General features: G+C 56.2%; 17 protein-coding genes and 1 pseudogene. 14 read left to right on the top strand and 4 right to left on the bottom strand.

What is annotated here, in order from left to right; all coding sequences use genetic code 11:
• The first annotated feature begins 270 nt into the window (after positions 1-270).
• A complete protein-coding gene (locus ENTMO_RS0112980; protein ID WP_010431497.1) occupies positions 271-939 on the top strand; it encodes a GntR family transcriptional regulator in 669 nt (222 codons plus the stop codon).
• 121 nt (positions 940-1,060) lie between these two features.
• On the opposite strand, the gene pqqU is transcribed toward ENTMO_RS0112980, so the two are convergent.
• A complete protein-coding gene (pqqU, locus tag ENTMO_RS0112975; RefSeq protein ID WP_010431493.1) occupies positions 1,061-3,175 on the bottom strand; it encodes a TonB-dependent receptor PqqU in 2,115 nt (704 codons plus the stop codon).
• A 242-nt stretch (positions 3,176-3,417) separates the two neighbouring features.
• Between pqqU and yncE the strand changes: the two genes are divergently transcribed.
• Complete coding sequence (gene yncE / locus ENTMO_RS0112970) at positions 3,418-4,479, top strand: 7-bladed beta-propeller protein YncE (RefSeq protein WP_010431491.1); 1,062 nt, start codon at positions 3,418-3,420, stop codon at positions 4,477-4,479.
• Between the two features lie 92 nt (positions 4,480-4,571).
• Here yncE and ansP read toward each other — a convergent pair whose 3' ends face one another.
• Together ansP and ENTMO_RS0112955 are read right to left on the bottom strand one after the other, a co-directional pair.
• Positions 4,572-6,068, bottom strand: coding sequence for an L-asparagine permease (gene ansP / locus ENTMO_RS0112965; protein ID WP_010431489.1), 1,497 nt, complete (start codon positions 6,066-6,068; stop codon positions 4,572-4,574).
• A 304-nt stretch (positions 6,069-6,372) separates the two neighbouring features.
• Positions 6,373-7,287, bottom strand: coding sequence for a LysR family transcriptional regulator (locus ENTMO_RS0112955; RefSeq protein ID WP_010431487.1), 915 nt, complete (start codon positions 7,285-7,287; stop codon positions 6,373-6,375).
• A 113-nt stretch (positions 7,288-7,400) separates the two neighbouring features.
• Here ENTMO_RS0112955 and ENTMO_RS0112950 point away from each other — a divergent pair, with 113 nt between their 5' ends.
• From ENTMO_RS0112950 to pptA, 11 genes and pseudogenes are all read left to right on the top strand, one after another.
• Positions 7,401-7,799 (top strand): (R)-mandelonitrile lyase, encoded by a 399-nt coding sequence (locus ENTMO_RS0112950; RefSeq protein WP_010431485.1) that lies wholly within the window; start codon positions 7,401-7,403, stop codon positions 7,797-7,799.
• Positions 7,800-7,872: 73 nt separating this feature from the next.
• Positions 7,873-8,412 (top strand): AAA family ATPase, encoded by a 540-nt coding sequence (locus tag ENTMO_RS0112945; RefSeq protein WP_010431484.1) that lies wholly within the window; start codon positions 7,873-7,875, stop codon positions 8,410-8,412.
• Between the two features lie 109 nt (positions 8,413-8,521).
• On the top strand, positions 8,522-9,523 hold the full coding sequence (locus ENTMO_RS0112940; protein ID WP_010431482.1) for an LLM class flavin-dependent oxidoreductase: 1,002 nt from the start codon (positions 8,522-8,524) through the stop codon (positions 9,521-9,523).
• On the top strand, positions 9,520-10,641 hold the full coding sequence (locus tag ENTMO_RS0112935; protein ID WP_010431480.1) for an amidohydrolase: 1,122 nt from the start codon (positions 9,520-9,522) through the stop codon (positions 10,639-10,641). The genes ENTMO_RS0112940 and ENTMO_RS0112935 overlap by 4 nt, the downstream gene beginning before the upstream one ends.
• Before the next feature lie 16 nt (positions 10,642-10,657).
• Positions 10,658-12,921: pseudogene (locus ENTMO_RS26625) on the top strand (NtaA/DmoA family FMN-dependent monooxygenase).
• Positions 12,922-12,930: 9 nt separating this feature from the next.
• The gene (locus ENTMO_RS0112920; RefSeq protein WP_010431475.1) at positions 12,931-13,440 is read left to right on the top strand and encodes a GNAT family N-acetyltransferase; all 510 of its coding nucleotides are present in this window, start codon (positions 12,931-12,933) and stop codon (positions 13,438-13,440) included.
• Positions 13,441-13,449: 9 nt separating this feature from the next.
• Positions 13,450-14,376 carry an amino acid ABC transporter permease gene (locus ENTMO_RS0112915; protein WP_010431472.1) on the top strand — a complete coding sequence of 309 codons (927 nt, stop codon included), beginning with the start codon at positions 13,450-13,452 and terminating at the stop codon, positions 14,374-14,376.
• Positions 14,360-15,133 carry an amino acid ABC transporter ATP-binding protein gene (locus ENTMO_RS0112910; RefSeq protein ID WP_010431467.1) on the top strand — a complete coding sequence of 258 codons (774 nt, stop codon included), beginning with the start codon at positions 14,360-14,362 and terminating at the stop codon, positions 15,131-15,133. Before ENTMO_RS0112915 ends, ENTMO_RS0112910 begins: the two co-directional genes overlap by 17 nt.
• A gap of 9 nt (positions 15,134-15,142) precedes the next feature.
• Positions 15,143-16,030, top strand: coding sequence for an ABC transporter substrate-binding protein (locus ENTMO_RS0112905; RefSeq protein WP_010426151.1), 888 nt, complete (start codon positions 15,143-15,145; stop codon positions 16,028-16,030).
• Between the two features lie 41 nt (positions 16,031-16,071).
• Positions 16,072-16,689, top strand: a complete 618-nt coding sequence (locus ENTMO_RS0112900) for a glutathione S-transferase family protein (protein ID WP_010426150.1) — start codon at positions 16,072-16,074, stop codon at positions 16,687-16,689.
• A 37-nt stretch (positions 16,690-16,726) separates the two neighbouring features.
• A complete protein-coding gene (gene pptA / locus ENTMO_RS0112895) occupies positions 16,727-16,957 on the top strand; it encodes a tautomerase PptA (RefSeq protein ID WP_010426149.1) in 231 nt (76 codons plus the stop codon).
• Positions 16,958-16,996: 39 nt separating this feature from the next.
• On the opposite strand, the gene ENTMO_RS0112890 is transcribed toward pptA, so the two are convergent.
• A complete protein-coding gene (locus ENTMO_RS0112890; RefSeq protein ID WP_010431464.1) occupies positions 16,997-18,682 on the bottom strand; it encodes an NAD-dependent malic enzyme in 1,686 nt (561 codons plus the stop codon).
• Positions 18,683-19,063: 381 nt separating this feature from the next.
• Here ENTMO_RS0112890 and ENTMO_RS0112885 point away from each other — a divergent pair, with 381 nt between their 5' ends.
• Positions 19,064-20,392, top strand: coding sequence for a 2-hydroxycarboxylate transporter family protein (locus ENTMO_RS0112885; RefSeq protein WP_010431462.1), 1,329 nt, complete (start codon positions 19,064-19,066; stop codon positions 20,390-20,392).
• The last annotated feature ends 8 nt before the right edge of the window (positions 20,393-20,400 follow it).

Below are 20,400 nucleotides of genomic sequence, written 5' to 3'. Positions count from 1 at the left end.
CGGCGAAAAAAAAAAAAAAAAAAATAGGGGGGAAACCCCGCCATATTTATTTGTGAAGATACGATATATTGTCTTTAATTATATCGGCACCGCGCCAGCGTCATCAGCATAGAAGGCCAGAGCGCGATAAAAACAGAGTGAATGTATTTTTTTTTGCGTTTATACGCACTTCCCACCACCAGGCATGACGATACAGGATATATCGAACCAGCGTCGTTATAAAAAGCGACGCTTAAAAATAGCGTTAAGTATTAGCTACAGGAATTGAACATGCTTGATTTGGATCATTTAGAAAAAGCGCAAAGAGTCAGTCTAACCATGCAAGTTGAGATCAGTTTAAAAGGGGCGTTAATTACAGGCTCACTTAAACCGGGTGCTCGACTGATTACGAAAGAGATCGCCGATAAATTAGGCACCAGTATCACCCCGGTTCGCGAGGCGCTTTTACGTCTGGTATCGGCGGGGGCGCTGCACGCCACGCCTGCGCAGGCCTTCCTGGTGCCTGAGGTAACGTTAGATCGCTATAACGAAATAAACGCCATCAGAAAACAGCTGGAGCCAATGGCGGTAGCGGCTGCCTGTCAGCACATGACGGAGAGCAAGCTGGAAACGCTGCACAAGCTGTCTGAGGCCTTTCATGACGCCATGTCTAACGGCAACGTCCAGCAGGCGTTATACGCAAACCGTGTTTTCCGCTTTACGCTGTATCAGTACGCGGAGATGCCGACGCTCAATGCGCTCATCGAGCAGCTGTGGGTACGCATTGGTCCCTGTATTAACTATCTCCACCGGGAGCTGAATGATATCAGGGCGTCAACCTATCATTACGCAGATTTACTTTCTGCCCTGGAAAGAAGGGATGTTGAAGGGAGTAAGAAAGCAATAGATAAGCTGATTGATGAAGCAAACGATCTGCTACAGCGACAATATTTCAACTGAGAGATTATTTTAGCGCGCGACTATTTACCGCATCCATTTATTTTTTTGATGAATAACTCCTGCTGGCATTTAGCCAACAGGAGTTAAAATATAAAAAAGAGAAGAGGGCCGTCGCGTATCCTTACTCGAAGCGATAAGAGACCGACAGTCCTACGCCGTAGTTGCGGCCCGGAGCAGGTTCGTAATAACGCCCGTTGGACTCGTTGACAATCACCGAGCCCGCGTACTCTTTATCGAACAGGTTATCGACGCGGCCAAAGAGATCCATTCCCCAGTTGCCGTAATTGAATTTATACCCGGTATTGAGTCCGACAACCGTATAAGACGGCGCTTTGGCCGTGTTTTCGTCGTCGGCCATAATGTCGCTCATGTAGCGCACGTCTGTCCCTGCATACCAGCCTTCTTCTGGCTGCCAGCCAAACGATGCGAAGCCCATGTTGCGGGCAATACCCGGCATACGGTTGCCGTTGCAGTTATCATCCCCGCATACGTTGGTACGGTAGGTGGCATCAAGGTAGGTCCACGCCATTTTCAGCTTCCAGTTTTCCGCAAACTGCTGGTCGAGGGAAACTTCCACACCCTGACGGCGGGTTTTACCGGCGTTTTTATAGCTGGTTCGGCCTCCGGAGCTGGAATCCACCACAATCTCGTCATCCGTATCGGTGCGGAACAGCGCTGCCGTCAGCAGGCCATTGCCGATACGGGTTTTGCTGCCCACTTCATAGGTGTTGTTGGTGGACGGCTTCAGGCCAATGTTCAGCCCACCCTGGTTATCAGGACGATAGGAGAGTTCATTGATGGTCGGTGTTTCAAATCCACGTCCTGCGGCGGCATAGAGATTCCACGCGTCGGTCACGGCGTATTTCACCGAGCCCGCCGGGAGCCATTTATGGTAGCTCGCCTCGCCGCTGTCATCGCCGTTGGCGGACGTAACGTAGTGGTCGTTAGAATCAAACCAGACGGAGCTGTAACGTACACCCGCATCGACAGAGAGTTTTTGCGTTAACTGCCAGCTGGTTTGCAGGTAAGGGTCAAGGTTCCACATCAGGTTACGTTCGTCACGACGCTTATCGCCTTTTACACCGTAATCCGGTACGCCGTTGTTCATGACAAAGTTCTCGTACCCGCGACGATCTTCACTCAGATTTTCGTAGTTCAGCCCGGTAGTAAAGGTGACAGGAACCAGCAGCTCGCTCCGGTGCGTCCAGCGGGTATCGACGCCCTGATAGTGACGCTGCATATCAATCACGCCGCCGGAATGGGTTGGTCTCAACTGTGGCTGATACGGGATGGATTGATACTGCGTCATTTCACGCTCACCGGCGTACATCATCACGCTGAGATCGTCCTGCTCGCTCAGCTGACGGTCATAGCGCAGCCCGGCCTGGGTCTGCTTGATGGTTTTGCGGGTGTTGTACTGGTCGCCGCGCGGTGACTGACGCGGGTTGTCACGCCATTCCTGATAGTCAAGACCGCCCGGATCGTTGGCTTTCATGTCCACGCTGTTGAAAATCAGCGTCAGCTTGCTTACGTCATCAATACGCACGCCCAGCTTCGCGTTGGCGAGGTTCTTACGCGCGCCGCTGTGGTCGCGATAGCCATGGGTGGTGAAGCGGGTGGTCGAAACGGTGTAATCCACATCGCCCGCATGCGTACCGTCGCCCATCGCGCCGGTGGCTTTCATGCCGTAGCGCCAGGTGCCGTAACTGCCGTAATAGCTGCTGGCCTCAATGGTCGGCGGCTGCTGGCCGGTCTGCGTATTAATGTTAATGACGCCACCAGAGGCGTTGCCGTAAAGGGCAGAGAAGGGGCCGCGCAGCACTTCCACGCTATCCATGCTGGTGAGATCGATGTTCGAGGTCTGGCCCTGTCCGTCCGGCATGGTGGCGGGAATACCGTCCACGTACATCCGAATACCGCGCACGCCGAAGGTAGAGCGGGAGCCAAAGCCACGCATTGAAATCTGCAGATCCTGCGCATAGTTCTGGCGGTTCTGAATTTGCAGCCCCGGCACGCTACCGAGAGATTCAGACAAGTTAATCCGTGGCGCTGCCTGACGCATATCGTCGCCATTGACCACGCTGACCGCGGCGGGCGTATCCAGTTCAGAGACGGTCTGCGGCGTGGCGCTGACGATCATGGTCTGCTCGTCCGCGCCTATCGCCTCAAGGGGCGCCAGGATAACAGGAACCAGCAGCAGCGGGAGAGTTGCCTTACGGGCGGTGATGATTTTCATGAAGTAAACCAGTTAAGGTGAAGAAACGAACCAAATGGAACATGTGCATACATGTTAAATCTTTTGTAAATGTTTTGAAAACTATAACCGCACATTGCGTTAATGAAAGGAGGGAAGGGAAGAAAAACTCCACATTTATAGAATTAATGATTACTATTCTCATTATCATAAAGGCGGCGCGATGACGCTGCCGGTTGGAAGCGATGTCAGCAGTACACTTATTCTTCAAAAAAGGAATTGTTATGTCTTTACGTCATCTGTGCTCGCCGCGCCTGCGCGGTTCTCTGCTGTTAGGCTCATTATTATTCGCCGGTACGTTCCAGGTTCATGCTGCAGAAGAGATGCTGCGTAAAGCGGTCGGCAAAGGGGCTTATGAGATGGCGTTGAGCCAGCAGGAGAACGCGCTGTGGGTGGCGACATCACAAAGCCGTAAGACCGATAAAGGCGGCGTCGTTTATCGCCTTGACCCGGTCACGCTGGACGTGACGCAAGCGATCCATAGCGATCTCAAACCGTTCGGGGCAACCTTCAATAACGCCACCCAGACGCTGTGGTTGGGTAACACCATCAACGGTGCGGTGACGGCCATTGATGCCAAAACGGGGGACGTGAAAGGGCGTCTGGTACTCGACGATCGTAAACGCAGCGAGACGGTCAAACCGTTGCAGCCGCGCCAGCTGGTGGCGGACGACGCGAGCAACACCGTTTACATCACCGGGGTAGGCAAAGAGAGCGTGATTTGGGTCGTGGACGGCGCAACCCTGAAGCTGAAGGACACCATCGCTAATACCGGTACCTATAGCACCGGCCTGGCGCTGGATGCGCAGGCGAAACGTCTCTACACCACGAATGCGGACGGCGAACTGCTGACGATTGACACGGCCACCCACAAAATCATCAGCCGTAAAAAAGTGCAGGACGACGGTAAAGAGCATTTCTACCTTAACCTGAGCCTGGACACCGCCGGCCAGCGCGCGTTCCTGACCGATTCAAAACAGCCGGAAGTGCTGGTGGTGAGCCTGAAAGACGGCAGCGTAACGGAGAAGATCGCCGCGCCTGAATCACTGGCCGTCCTGTTTAACCCAACGCGCAATGAAGTCTACGTGACGCACCGCGAAGCGGGCAAGGTGAGCGTGATTGACGCGAAAACCTACAAGGTGACCAAAACGTTCGATACGCCGGTTTATCCGAATAGCCTGGCACTCTCTGCCGATGGTAAAACGCTGTATGTGACGGTGAAACAGAAGTCGACCCGTCAGCAGGAAGCAACCCAGCCTGACGATGTGATTCGTATTGCACTCTGATGGGGGAATTGCCCGGTGGCGCTGCGCTTACCGGGCCTACAAATTCTTGATATGTAGGCCGGGTGAGGCGAAGCCGCCACCCGGCTTTTTTATTAACGCGAGGTTTCTTCCACCAGCGGTGCGTCGTGCTTTTCATCGTCGTGATGAACCGGCGCGGTGCTGTGGATCTCGTGAACGCGCTTACGCACGCCGAACCAGCCAGCAATCAGCAGAACCGCCAGCAGTGGGATCGTCGCGATGGTGTAAGTACCGTTCGGGTAGTCAAACGCCATCAGCACCAGCACGCTGAACAGGAACAGCAGGGTGAGCCAGGAGGTCACCGGTGCGCCCGGCATCTTGAAGCTCACATCAGCCGCTTTGCCTTCTTTGATCGCTTTGCGCAGACGCATCTGGCAGACCACAATAAAGGCCCAGGAGGCGATAATGCCCAGCGCGGCCACGTTCAGAACGATCTCAAATACGCGGGACGGCACCAGATAGTTCAGGAACACGCCAAAGACGTAAACCACCAGCGTCGCCAGAATCCCCGCATAAGGAACCTGCTGCTTGCTCATCTTCGACATGAACTTCGGCGCTGAACCGCCCATCGACATGGAGCGCAGAATACGGCCAGTGGAATACAGGCCAGAGTTCAGGCTGGAGAGCGCCGCGGTCAGTACCACGATGTTCATGATGCTACCCACATAAGGGACGCCCAGCTTAGAGAAGAAGGTCACGAACGGACTCTGACCTGCCTGATAGGCGTTCCAAGGCAGCAGCAGAACCAGCAGCACCACGGAGCCGACGTAGAACAGGCCGATACGCCAGATCACGCTGTTGATGGCTTTTGGCACCATCGTCTGCGGGTCTTTACATTCACCCGCCGCGGTACCGACGAGCTCAATGGAAGCAAAAGCAAACACTACGCCCTGAACCAGCACCAGCGCAGGCAGCAGGCCGTGGGGGAAGAAGCCGCCGTTATCGGTTATCAGGTGGAAGCCGGTGGCATTGCCGTCCAGCGGTTTACCGCTGCCGAGGAACACCGTACCGACCACCAGGAACACCACGATGGCCAGCACTTTTACCAGCGCAAACCAGAACTCCATCTCGGCGAACCACTTCACGCCGATCATGTTCATGGTGCCGACAATCGCCAGCGCGCCGAGCGCAAACACCCACTGCGGCACATCGCCAAACGCGCCCCAGTAGTGCATGTACAGCGCAACGGCGGTGATGTCGACAATACCGGTCATCGCCCAGTTGACGAAGTACATCCAGCCTGCCACATAGGCGGCTTTTTCACCGAGGAACTCGCGAGCGTAGGAGACAAAACTGCCGCTGGACGGGCGGTGCAGTACCAGTTCGCCCAGGGCACGAAGGATGAAGAACGAGAAGATCCCGCACACCAGATAGACCAGTGCAAGTGCAGGGCCCGCCATTTGCAGACGTGCGCCAGCACCTAAAAACAGACCTGTACCGATAGCGCCGCCGATGGCGATCATTTGAACCTGACGGTTGCCCATCGCTTTGTGGTAGCCCTCTTCGTGGGAGTTCAACCAGCGACGTTTCGCAGCGTGATGATCGGCTGCGCTTTTATTGCTTGTTTTCATTGAGTTACCTGTTTGCCTGTCTGAACCATTATCGTGATAGTCCTGCCTGGCAGAACGCAATACAAACGATTGCTTCTGCGCAAACACATGCTGCCTTTCCAGTCATTCTGTGTATGGATAAGGCGAAACATGGCGTGGCATCCTACCCGCAATTGATAAGCGACGCAAAATATAACCGTGCCGAAAGTGATGCACGTCGAAGGAAATCGTGTGGTCAGAGCAGACGGGGATCACAACGCGCTGAAACGTGGCGAGTTTTTAGACAAAACGCGCGTTGAAGCGGTGCTTTAATCATCAGGTTTGCTTAATAATTACCTGTAGGTATCGCTGACGGCTGACGCAGGGCATCCAGCAGCAGCTTGAAAGCGTGCGCATGCTGGCGACGACTGGGATAATAAAGGTGATATCCTTCAAAGGTCGGACACCAGGCATCGAGGACCTGAACTAACCGTCTTTCTGAGACGGCCTTACTGATCGACGTTTCCGGCACGTAGGCCAAACCGAGACCGTTCTCGGCGGCATCGATACGCTGCGGCAGGCTGTTCAACGTAAGCTGTCCTTCAACTCGTACGCTAAAACCGCGCCCGTCGCGTTCAAATTCCCAGGCATATAATCCCCCAAGAGTGGGCAGGCGCATATTGATGCAGCGGTGCGTCGCGAGCTGCTCCGGTGTTTCCGGCACGCCAAAGCGCTCCAGATAATCTTCGGACGCGACGACGGCCATGCGCATGTCCGGCGCGATCCTCACCGCCACCATATCTTTCGCCACCTGTTCACCCAGGCGCACGCCCGCGTCGAAACGCCCATCAACAATATCGGTCAGGCCGTTATCCACCGTCACTTCAACGTTAATATCCGGGTATTGCGCCATAAAGGGTTTCAACACCGGCCAAAGTACGCTCTCCGTGGCATGTTCACCCGCGGTAATACGGATATTCCCCGCAGGCCTGTCGCGCGTATCGCGCAGCGCCGTTAGCTCCTGTTCGATCTCCATCAGGTGGGGACGTAAGCGGATAAAAAGCTGCTCGCCGGCCTCGGTAGGAGCCACGCTACGGGTGGTTCGGGTTAACAGGCGAACGCCGAGTCGGGCTTCAAGATTGCGCATCGCATGGCTCAGTGCCGACTGCGAGACGCCCAGCTGTGCCGCGGCTCGTGTAAAGCTGCGCTCGCGGGTGACGACCATAAACGAGAGCAGATCGTTGAAATTGTCTTTTAACATGGCGGCTAGCCCTCATTTATGAATTCAGTTCATGTTTACGTTCTGATTATGCACTCTAATGCTGCGGATGGCTTTGCGCTACTGTTAACGCAACAGTCAACGAGGAGTACATGATGAAAATTATCCGCAACGGTTCATTACCGTCAGTTAAGGGGCCAGACGCCTGGTTCACCGGCACCGTACGCATTGATGCGCCGTTCCAGGCGACAGAACCGGCAAAAGTAGGCGGGGCCACGGTGACCTTCGAGCCGGGCGCGCGTACCGCCTGGCACACTCATCCGCTTGGGCAAACGCTGATTGTCACCCAGGGGCGCGGCTGGCTGCAGGAGTGGGGCAAAGAGGCGGAGCCGCTTAACCAGGGCGACATCGCGTGGATCCCGCCGGGCGTAAAGCACTGGCACGGCGCGTGTGCGCAAACGGCGATGACTCATATTGCCATCGCCGAAGCGGTAAACGGCAGTCCGGTTGAGTGGCTGGAGAAAGTGAGTGACGTGCAGTACCCGAATGATTAGCTATTGAGCGTTTCGGTGACAAAAAGAAAGGGATATGATGCGATCCTTTTTTTCAGCATAGTCAGGCGGAACGGTGAAAATCAATATTATCGGCACCAGCGGGAGCGGCAAAAGCACGCTTGCCCGGCGCATCGCAACGGAATTGTCACTCCCGTACATTGAGATGGACAGGCTGTACTGGCGTCCTGACTGGCAGGGAACGCCCGACGAGGTGCTGCTGAAAACGCTGGCGGAGACGCTTGCCGCCACGCCCGGCTGGGTGCTCGACGGTAACTACAACCGCACCCGTCCAGTGAAGTGGCGCGAGGTAGATCTGGTGGTGTGGGTGGACTGCGGGTTCCTCCGCACGCTCTGGCAGGCGGTGACGCGTGCGTTTAAACGTGCATGGCACCAGCAGGAACTGTGGCCCGGCACCGGAAACCGTGAAAGCTTCCGCCGCTCGTTTTTTAGTCGGGAGTCCATCATCATATGGACCGTCAAAACCTGGCGCAGTAATCGCGAACGCTACGAAGCTGATATGCAAAATCCGCAATATGCCCACATTCGCTTTGTCCGCATCACCCGTCGGCAGCAGGCGGAGGCGCTGATTTCATCGCTTAAATCACACCGTTAGCAGGGTTTACATATCTGATTTCCGGCAAACTAAATGTAAATTAATTGTTTCTCAGAGGTTAATCGCGCCTTTAATAATGACGACATGTTAAGTCAAACGAGAACGCAACATGTCATGGCGAATCAGCATTCTGGATAAAAGCCCCGTCGCAGAACACGAAACCGCCGCCGATGCGCTGGCACGTACCTTAACACTGGCACAGCAGGCGGAAACGCTGGGTTATCACCGCTTCTGGATTGCCGAACACCACAACACCCCTCAGCTCGCCAGCCCCTCGCCGGAACTGCTGATTGCCTGGATCCTCGGGCAAACAACGCGTATTCGCGTGGGGTCGGGCGGCGTCATGCTTCAGCACTACAGCCCCTATAAAGTCGCAGAAAACTTTAATCTTCTGGCCGCGCTGGCACCGGGCCGCGTGGATCTGGGCGTCGGGAAAGCCCCCGGCGGTCTCCCGCTCTCTACCCGCGCACTGCAGCTCGGTTTACATCCGCAGGAAAAAGGCAGCTTTGCTGAACAGCTGACGCAGCTGGACGGCTGGATCCGCCCTGAAAATCAGTCGGCGGAGGAGGCCGTTCGCGCCACGCCGCTGCCGCCGGTGCCTGCGCAGGGGTTCCTGCTGGGAGCCAGTACCGAAAGCGCGCTGCTCGCCGCATCACTTGACTGGCACTTTGTTTTTGCCGCTCATCTGAACGGCGATCCGGAACTGCTGCGAGAGGTGGTGTCAACCTGGCGTCAGAACAGCACCCGCGATGTGATTGTTGCAGTGCAGGCCATTGTGGCGGAGTCGCAGGAGCAGGCCGACGCGCTGGCGCAGAAGGTCGAAGTATGGGGCGTTGAGCTGGCAAACGGCCAGCGCGTGACCGTCGCCAGCGAAGAACAGGCCTACGCCTTTGCGCGTCAGGCAGGCAGCGAGCCGGTGCGTATTGCACGTCGGGCGCAGTCCCTGCTGGCAGGCACTGCTGACTCGGTGCTTGAACAGCTGAACGCCCTGCATGAGCAGTGGGGCATTGACGAATTTATCATCGACACGCCGGTCGCGGAGGGGGCAACACGCGTCGCGTCGCTCCGTCTGCTTGCCGAAGCGCGTCTCAACAAGGAGGTCACCGTATGAGTTTTGGCGAACAACTGATTGCCTGGCGTCGTGAACTGCACCAGAACCCAGAGCTCTCCGGACAGGAGGTCGAAACGACTGCACGCCTGCGCCAGTGGCTGACGAATGCTGGCATTACGCCGCTGCCGTATGACCTGACAACCGGGCTTGTGGCGGAAATCGGGACGGGTAATAAGCTGATTGCGCTGCGCGCAGACATTGATGCGCTGCCGATAGAGGAGCGCAGCGGCGTGCCATTTAGCTCGCAGCGTGCGGGGGTGATGCATGCCTGCGGACACGACATCCACACCAGCGTGATCCTCGGCGCGGCGCTGAAGCTGAAAGAGCGTGAAGCGTCGCTCGACGGGCGGGTGCGGATCCTGTTCCAGCCTGCGGAAGAAAACTTTGGCGGTGCAAAAAGCATGGTGCGGGCCGGTGCCCTGCGTGACGTGAGCGCCATCTTCGGTATGCATAACGAGCCGGGGCTGCCGGTAGGCGAGTTTGCCACTCGCGGCGGGCCGTTTTATGCCAACGTTGACCGCTTTGTGATCCGCATTACCGGCAAGGGCGCGCACGCCGCACGTCCACACGAAGGCAACGATGCCATTGTGCTGGCGAGCCAGCTGGTGACGGCGCTGCAAAGCGTTGCCAGCCGCAACGTCAATACGCTGGATTCGGTGGTGTTGAGCGTAACGCGCATTGCCGGAGGCAACACCTGGAACGTCCTGCCGGAAAGCGTGGAGCTGGAAGGCACGCTGCGCACCCATCGCACGGAAGTGCAGCAAAACGTGAAGGCCCGCGTCGGGGAAATCGCCGCCGGGTTTGCCAGCGCCTTCAGTGCGCAGATCGACATCACCTGGTATGCCGGACCGACCGCGCTGGTGAACGACGAACGTTGGGCAGATTTCGCCACCTCTGTTGCCAGAGAGTCAGGGTACGAAACCCAGCACGCGGAACTGCACATGGGCGGGGAGGATTTTGCGGTCTATCTGCAGTCTATTCCTGGCGCGTTTGTCAGCATTGGCAGCAACAGCCCGTTCGGTTTACACCACCCGTCCTTTAATCCGGATGAGGCCCTCATTGAACCCGCTGCCCGCTATTTTGCACAGCTTGCGGAAAAAGCCCTGCAACACGTTTAATTTATTTGAGGTGAATATGTCTGCACATCGTCAACTGCGGCTGGGGACCATTTTGCATGGTGCATCCGGAAATATGTCAGCCTGGCGTCATCCTGCGGCAATCGCGGATGCCAGCATCAATTTTGATTTTGTTAAAGAGACGGCGCTAAAAGCGGAGGCGGGCAAACTCGATTTCTTATTCGTGGCCGACGGTCTCTATATTAACGAAAAATCGATCCCGCATTTTTTAAATCGCTTTGAACCGCTAACGGTATTATCCGCGCTGGCGAGTATTACCTCACGCCTTGGCCTGGTGGGAACCTTATCCACCTCCTACAGCGAGCCTTTTACCGTGGCACGTCAGTTTGCCAGCCTCGATCACCTGAGTAATGGACGCGCGGGCTGGAACGTGGTGACCTCGCCGCTGGAAGGCTCAGCGAAGAATTTTTCCCGTGAAAAGCACCCCGAGCATGCGCTGCGCTATCGCATTGCGGACGAGTATCTCGACGTCGTAAAAGGGCTGTGGGATTCCTGGGAGGGCGACGCCTTTGTGCGCAATAAAGAGAGTGGCCAATTCTTTGATTCGGCAAAATTGCATACCCTGGATCACCACGGTGATTTCTTCCAGGTCGCCGGTCCGCTGAATATTGGTCGAACGCCACAAGGGCGACCGATTGTCTTTCAGGCGGGCGCGTCGGACGACGGGAAAAAACTGGCGGCGAAACATGCCGACGCCATTTTTACGCATCATGAAACCCTCGACGAAGCGAAAGCTTTTTATCGTGACGTGAAGCAGCAGCTGGAAATTAACGGACGCCGCGCGTCTGATTTGCATATATTCCAGGGCGTCAGCGTCATTGTGGGTAAAGACGCCGATGACGTGGAAAACCAGTATCAAACCACGGCGGCGCTGGTGTCGATTAACGATGCCCTCAACTACCTCGGGCGTTATTTTGAGCATCACGATTTCAGCCAGTATCCGCTCGACGAGCCGTTCCCGGATATCGGCGACTTAGGCAAAAACAGCTTCCGCAGCACCACCGATGAAATTAAGCGTAATGCCGCAGAGCGTAACTTAACCCTGCGTCAGGTGGCCCTTGAAGCTGCATCACCGCGCCCGCGCTTTTCCGGCACGCCGGAAGAGGTGGCTGACGGTCTGCAGGCCTGGTTCGAAGGCCATGCGGCGGACGGATTCATCATTCAGGGCGGTACGCCGGACACCTTCCCGCGCTTTATTGACCAGGTGGTGCCCGTTTTACAGGCGCGCGGACTGTTTCGGACCGACTATCCCGGCACCACGCTGCGCGACAGTCTTGGCTTAGACGAACCTAAAAACCAATTCACACAACAATAAAAGAGAATCCCGCTATGCAGAAAACATCCCTTATTCTGGCGCTTGCGCTGGCTTTTACCCCTGCCGTCTGGGCAGAGAATGTGAAGATTAACGGCACCGGCGTGAGCATCGAGGCCAATAAAACGCCGGTTAATACCGCCAAAAACAACGATGCGGTGGCACAGCTGCCGAAAGATTACCGCTTCGCCGTGCCGGGGAAATTTACCGTTGCGGTGGCGGGCCTCAATCAACCGCCGCTGACGGTGTTTTCCGATGACAACAAAACGCTGCTGGGGAGTGAAGTGGACGTCGCCCGTCTGGTCGCTGACAGCCTGGGACTGGAGCTGAACGTGGTGCCGACCTCCTGGGAAGACTGGCCGCTGGGCGTGGCCTCCGGGAAATACGATGCGGCCATCAGCAATATCACCGTGACCAAAGAGCGCAAAGAGAAATTTGATTTTGCCACCTACCGAAAAGATTCCCTTGGGTTCTACGTGAAATCAACCAGCCCGATCGCGTCGCTTGAGAAGGCGGAGGACATCGCCGGGCTGCGGATTATCGTTGGCTCCGGCACCAACCAGGAGGCCATCCTGCTGGCATGGAATGCCGAAAACCTGAAGAAGGGACTTAAACCCTTTACCCCGATCTACACCAAAGACGATGCGGCACAAACGCTGGCGCTGCAGTCCGGACGCGCGGATGCCTACTTTGGTCCGAACGTGATTGGCGCCTGGAAAGCGGCGTTAAACGGGAAAACCAAACTGGTGGGTAGCGTCGACGGCGGCTGGCCAAAGGCGGCGCACATTGCGGTGACGTTGAAAAAAGGCAGCGGGCTGGTTGAGCCGGTGCAAACCGCGCTGAACGGCGTCATCAAAAACGGCGATTACGACAAAGTGCTGAACCGCTGGGGGGAAGGGGTTGAGCGCATTCCTCAGTCCGAAGTGAACCCTGCTGGCCTGGGCGATTAAGGAGGCTGCATGAGCGAACAATTTCGTGACGTTTCGCCAGAAGATGCCGAACTCCAGCCCATCATTGAGGGGCTGTTCGGAGAATACGCCGCCCGTTATGGGGACTACTTCTCTAAAGACGCGGAAGTAGAACTCACCGAGTGGTATTTAGCGCCGCAGGGGCTGTTTATCGTACTGGAGCGAGACGGAAAGATTATCGCCACCGGCGCGTACAAACCTTTCGACGAACGCACCGCGGAAATCAAACGCATCTGGACGGACAAAACCCTGCGTCAGCAGGGGCTTGCCGGACGCGTGGTGCAGGAGCTTGAGCGCCGGGCGGTACTGGCAGGATATAGCCAAATCTACCTGACAACCGGTTTTCGCCAGCCGGAGGCGGTCAGGCTCTATCTCAGCCAGGGCTACCAGGCGCAGTTCGATCTGAACCGAGATCCGGAAGAGTACAGCCAGCCGCCGTTTGACGGTCGGCTGCGCTTCACTAAAACGCTGGTACGCGAAGCGTTCAGTAAAACCGCATGAGGAACGACGATGAGCAACGTTGAAACCATTAAGGTGGTCCCGGCGCGATATCCGCTGCGGGCCGTCGGCGCCGCGGTGGCGCTGTTTGTCCTGGCCGTCGTGATTCAGTCGGTGGCCTTTAACCCGCGCTGGGAGTGGGCGGTATTCGCCCGCTGGTTCTTTGACCCGGTGATCCTCGAAGGCGTAGGGCAGACCCTGCTGCTGACCCTGATCGGCACCGCGCTGAGCGTGGTGTTGGGCGGTCTGCTGGCGCTGGCGAGACTGTCCTCGTCATGGCTGCTGAACAGCCTGGCGTGGGGCTATATCTGGCTGTTTCGGTCGCTGCCGCTGATTGTGGTGCTGATCATTCTCTACAACTTCTCCTATCTCTACGACACGCTCTCTCTGGGCGTGCCGTTCACCGGTATTACATGGGGCAGCTTCGACACCATCAACGTGCTGGGGCAGTTCTCTACCGCCGTGGTGGGGCTGACGCTGGTGCAGAGCGCCTATACCGCCGAAATCATTCGCGGGGGCTTCCTTGGGGTCGATCACGGTCAGTATGAAGCGGCCGCCGCGCTGGGTCTCCCGGCCTGGCGTCGTACGGTGCGGATCATTCTGCCTCAGGCGCTGCGCACCATCTTGCCGTCGGGATTCAATGAAATCATCAGTCTCGCCAAAGGTACGGCGATGGTGTACGTCCTGGCGATGCCGGAACTGTTCTATACCATTCAGATGATCTACAACCGCACGCAGGAGGTGATCCCGCTGCTGATGGTCGGTGCTGCCTGGTATCTGGTCATTACCACCGTCTTGTCCGCCATTCAGTATGTTGTTGAGCGCGCTCTGGCACGCAGCGAACGCCGCTCCGCCGTCAATCAGAACCGCGCCACTCGCCGCGTCCGTTCCGTTACCTCCACGCCAGCACAGGAGCCCGTTCATGCAAGCCTCTCCTGAAGGACATATTTCGATTACCGGCGTCAGCAAGTTTTTTGGCCGCCATAAGGCGCTCGACAACGTTTCGCTTGAGATCCCGCCCGGGTCCGTGACGGTCATCCTTGGGCCGTCCGGCTCTGGCAAATCAACCCTGTTGCGCACCATTAACCACCTGGAGCGCGTTGACGAAGGGTTTATCCAGATCGACGGGGATTACATCGGCTATCGCCGTCAGGGCGACAAGCTTTACGAGCTGAAGGAGAAGGAGATCCTCAAACAGCGCGTCAACGTAGGTTACGTGTTCCAGAACTTTAATCTCTTTCCGCATCTGACGGTGCTGGAAAACCTGATTGAAGCGCCCATCGCGCACAAAAAGCTCAGCAAAAAAGAGGCGCTGGAAAGGGCGTACAGCCTGCTGGACGTGGTTGGGCTGCGGGATAAAGCCGATGCCTGGTCGCGCCATCTTTCCGGCGGACAGCAGCAGCGTATCGCCATTGCCCGGGCGCTGGCGCTGCGCCCTCGCGTGATGCTGTTTGATGAGCCCACCTCGGCGCTCGACCCTGAACTGGTTGGCGAAGTGCTGGACGTGATTAAAAAGCTCGCCCGATCCGGCACCACGCTGGTGGTCGTCACCCACGAGATTGGCTTTGCCCGTGAAGTCGCGGATCAGGTGGTGTTTATGGTTGACGGGAAAATTGTTGAGCAGGGCAGTAGCGACGAGGTGTTGAACCGTCCGTCGCATGCGCGAACGCGCCAGTTTCTGTCTAAAGTGCTGTAAGGAGCGCAGATGAAATATGGACTTCTGGCGGGGCTGGTCTTCACGACGGTGAGCCACGCCAGCATTGATGTGAAAGCCAACGAGCAGCCGCTGCCGATAACGCTTGATCCGCAGGCGGTGGCGAAGATCCCCGCGAACTACGCATTCGTTGAACCGGGTACGCTGACGGTGGCCATTTCAGCCCTCAATTCGCCACCGCTGGCGCTGCTGGCAAGCGATAACCGCACGCGCATCGGCAGCGACCCGGATATCGCTCGCCTGCTGGCGGGCAGTCTTGGGCTAAAGCTGAAGCTGGTGCCGACGGCGTGGGAAGACTGGCCGCTGGGGATCAGTTCCGGGCGCTACGACGTGGCGCTGGTGAACATTGCGGTGACCGAACAGCGCAAAGAGAAGTTTGATTTCGCCACCTACCGCGTCGATTCGCTGGCGTTTTCGGTGAAATCCACCAGCGAGATTCAGTCAATCAAAAGCGCGGAAGATCTGGCAGGGAAAAAGGTGATTGTCGGCTCGGGTACCAATCAGGAGCGCATACTGCTGGGCTGGAACGAAGAGAACAAAAAGGCGGGGCGGACGCCTGCGCTGCCGGTCTATCTCCAGGACGATGCCTCCGGCAATCTCTATATTCAGTCCGGCAGGGCAGACGTGTTCTTCGGGCCTCAGTCAGTCTCGGCCTACAAAGCGGCGCTCACCGGAAAAACGCGCGTCGTGGGATTAGGGCCGAAGAAGGCGTTTGTAGCCACCACCACGAAAAAGGGCAATGAGCTGGTGTACGCGCTGCAGGCCGCGCTGGACGGTGCGATCAAGCGGGGAGAGTACCAGAAGGTGCTGGCGCGCTGGGGTGAACAGGGCGAAGCGGTGGCGCAGTCGGAGGTCAACCCGCCTGGGATAACCTATTAATGGTGCTCTACACTTAGGGTTTTCATTCCTGAGGGGGCAACATGATTAAACTCTATGGCGTACCCGGCTGGGGCTCGGCAATCAGTGAAGTGATGCTAACCCTGGCTGATATCCCTTATCAATTTATCAACGTGGACGGGTTTGACCAGCCCGGCCCGCAGCGTGAGCTGCTGCAAAAACTCAACCCGCTGTGCCAGGTCCCGACGCTGGCGCTGGAAAATGGGTCCATCATGACGGAAACCGCGCCCATTGCCCTGATGGTGCTCGACCGTTGCCCGGATCTTGCCCCGCCCGTCGGCCAGGCCGAGCGCCAGCAGTTTCAGCGTTTGCTCATCTGGTTTGTGGCGAACGTCTATCCCACCTTTACCTATGCCGATTATCCGGAACGCTGGGTGCCCGACGCGCCGGAGCAGCTGAAGAAAAACTGCATTGAGTACCGGAAATCACTCTATCTGTGGTTCGATAGCCAACTTACCGCCTCACCTTTTGCGCTGGGGAAGCGGCTGACACTGCTCGATGTCTATATTGCGGTCGCGCGCACCTGGGGGCCACGGCACGAATGGTTTGCGGCCAACACGCCAAAGATCACCGCGATCGCAGATTCGGTGTGTGCGCTGCCGGAACTGCACAAGGTGTTAAAGGCAAACGAGATTATCTGATAACGTGGAACGCTCACCCACAACAGGAAGCCTGCAAATGCCACACGTAGATATCAAATGTTTTCCCCGCGATCTGAACGATGAACAAAAAAACGCTCTGGCGGCGGATATCGCCGAGGTGATTACGCGCCATCTGAACAGCAAAGACCGCTCCATTTCGGTGGCGCTGAATGAAGTTCAGGAAGCCGACTGGAAAGCGCAGGTCTGGGATACCGAGATCGGACCGAAGCTGGACGAGCTGATCAAGAAGCCTGGGTATTCGATGTAAGGTTTGCCGGGCAGGCGCGAACGCTACCCGGCGTTGAAACTACAGCGCCGACCTGCGGTACGGCGCATAGTCCGCCTGCCACCAGGTTTTTTCGATTTGCGCCAGCAAGGTCTCGTCATCCATTGCCGCCGCAACGCCTTGCTCAATCGCTGCCCGGGCGACCGCAAACGCGATATTGCGCGACACGGTATCAATGCAGTCGACGGGAGGGAGTAATCCACCTTTTTCAGTGGTGACCAGCGGCGATTGCGCCGCCAGGCTGCGGCTCGCCACCATCAACATCTCTTCGGTAACCCGCCGCGCGTTGCTGGCCAATATCCCCAGCCCCAGACCGGGGAAAATGTAGGCATTGTTACACTGGGCAATGTCGTACTGTTCGTTCTGCCAGAATACCGGCAAGAAGGGGCTACCCGTCGCAACCAGAGCGCTACCCTGCGTCCATTCGATCAGATCCTGAGGTTGCGCCTCTGCGCGTGATGTTGGATTAGAGAGGGGCATAATAATAGGGCGCGGGCAGTGGCGGTGCATCTCTTTAACTATCGCTTCGCTGAACAGCCCCGGCTGACCGGATACGCCAATCATCACGGTTGGATGGGCATTTCTGACCACCTCCATCAGCGAAATATTGCACGATTCCACCTGCCAGTCGCGAATGGCTTCCCGCGCCGTAAGCAGGTTTTTCTGGAAATCGAGCAGGTTGGTCATATCGTCGGTCAGTAAGCCAAAACGATCGACCATAAAGATCCGGCTGCGGGCCTCGGCCTCGGTTAGCCCGTCGCCGACCATCAGCGCCACGATTTTTTCGGCTATACCGCATCCGGCAGAGCCGCTGCCGAGGAAGACCACGCGCTGATCGCGGATGCGGGTTCCGGCTGCATGGGCGGCTGCAATCAGCGTGCCGGCCGTGACGGCAGCGGTTCCCTGAATATCGTCATTGAAGCAGCACAGCTGGTCGCGGTAACGCTGGAGTAACCTGGTCGCATTTTTTTGCGCAAAATCTTCGAACTGCAGTAAAACAGTTGGCCAGCGGGCTTTGACGGTACTGATAAACATATCCATAAATTCAGCGTATTGCTCGTCGCTGATGCGTGGATGACGCCAGCCCATATACAGCGGGTCGTCCAGATGTTGCTGATTATTGGTGCCGACATCCAGCATAATCGGCAACGTTGAGGCCGGATGAATACCACCGCACGCGGTATACAATGACAATTTACCAATCGGAATACCCATTCCGCCGATCCCCTGGTCGCCAAGGCCCAAAATACGCTCTCCGTCAGTTACCACGATCACGCGAATATCATTACGCGAGAAACTTTGCAGCATTTCATCGATGCGATGGCGATTCGGCCATGAAATAAAAAGCCCGCGCGCCCGACGATTGATGGTAGAGAAATGTTCGCAGGCTTCACCGACCGTTGGGGTATATATGATCGGCAGCGTCTCCTTCATATGTTTCCGCAACAGATTGTAAAACAGGGTCTCATTGGTGTCCTGAATATTACGCAGATAAACGTGGCGGGAAATATCACTTTTGAAATGACAGAATTGTACCCATGCGCGTTCGGTCTGCTCTTCAATGGTTTCAACATTATGCGGTAATAAGCCGTGCAGATTAAAATTATCACGTTCCTCTTTAATGAACGCGAGGCCTTTATTCAGTAATGGGTTTTCCAGCAGTACTGCGCCGTTATAAGGCGTATACAGCACTTCTTTGCGAGACATGGTTGACTCCTGAAATAGTTAAAACGGATTAAATAAGATTTGCGAAGCAGGTCTGTTCTTAAGCGCGTTTATGTTTTTATTTAGCGCTAATCTAGCGGTTAAACATCAGGGCGGTGGTGATAAGGGTCACACTCTGTCTGGTTTTATTAATTTCAAAATACCGGGCGATGAATAACTTTACTTACAAAAAGATGAATTAACTTTATAAAATGAAACCATTGCGGTCTTCACATTTCTGGCTGAATGCCCATGCTAATTTCACGCTGAACCATTTTATCAATGGCGATTTAAAATTATTAAATATAAAGAATATTTTTGAACACGGGAGTTATCGGTTTTTACTCCTGTTTTTATATCCGAACCTACTAATCAGGTGATTATATGAAAGATAATCCTGTATCGACTTCTCCGGTCTCCTCGCGTTTTACGTTAGGGCTGAGTAATGCCGAAGTGGGCGCCGTCCCACTGATGTTGTTTGTGGGCATTGCGACCATCGTGGCGACGTCCGCATGGGCGGGGCTGCTGCCGAAAAATATGATCGGTGGACTGGCGGTGATCATGACGCTCGGTTTCGCCTTTGCCAAAATCGGTCGTCAGATCCCGCTGTTGAAGGACATCGGTGGCCCGGCCATTCTCTGCCTGATGGTGCCATCCATCCTGGTCTATTTTGGCGTGTTCGAAAAACAGACGCTGGATACCGTACACCTGCTGATGAAAGAGGCGAATCTGCTCTATTTCGTCATTGCCTGTCTGGTGGTGGGAAGCATTCTGGGGATGAACCGGGTGCTGCTTATCCAGGGGATGATCCGCATGTTTGTACCGCTGGTTGTCGGGACGCTAATGGCGGTAATGAGCGGGTTAATCGTCGGCTCGCTGTTTGGCTATACGCCTTACCACACCTTTTTCTTCATCATCGTGCCGATTATTGGCGGTGGGATTGGTGAGGGCATTTTGCCACTGTCGCTGGCGTATTCGGCCATACTCGGACAAGCGCCTGACGTTTACGTCGCACAGCTGGCACCTGCCGCCGTCGTCGGTAATATCTTCGCCATCATCTGTGCGGGTACGCTAGCGCGTCTGGGAACGAAACGTCCTGCACTTTCGGGAAACGGCATGCTAACCCGCAGCAAGGACGATCAGAATCTGTTTGCGGGGACGCAAAGCGTTCAGCAGACGGATTTCCACCTGATGGGGGGCGGGCTGCTAATGGTGTGCGCATTTTTCATCGTCGGTGGCCTGTTTGAAAAACTGGTGCACATTCCTGGTCCGGTGCTGATGATCCTCATCGCCGTGCTGTGTAAGTATTTCAGGGTGATCCCCGGTTCCATGGAACAGGGGGCGCACAGTTGCTATAAGTTTGTCTCGGCAGCGCTGGTCTGGCCGCTAATGATTGGTCTGGGCATGCTGTACGTGCCGCTGGAGAGCGTGGTGGCGGTCTTCTCGGTGGGCTACGTTGTGGTGTGCGGATCGATCGTGATTGCGATGGCGCTGAGCGGCTATTTTGTTGCATCGCGTCTGAATATGTATCCCGTGGAAGCGGCTATCGTTACCTGCTGCCACAGCGGGCTGGGTGGGACAGGGGACGTGGCGATTTTATCCGCCTCTAACCGCATGTCGTTGATGCCGTTCGCGCAGATCGCTACCCGTATCGGCGGCGCATCGACGGTGATTTTCGCCACGCTGCTGATGGGCTGGATAATGGCGCACTGATTCGAAAT

The sequence above is a fragment of the Enterobacter mori LMG 25706 genome (assembly GCF_000211415.1).
In the GTDB taxonomy this organism is placed as follows: Bacteria; Pseudomonadota; Gammaproteobacteria; order Enterobacterales; family Enterobacteriaceae; genus Enterobacter; species Enterobacter mori.
The sequence above is the reverse complement of the archived record's forward strand: the minus strand, read 5'-3'. Positions and strand labels throughout refer to the sequence as shown.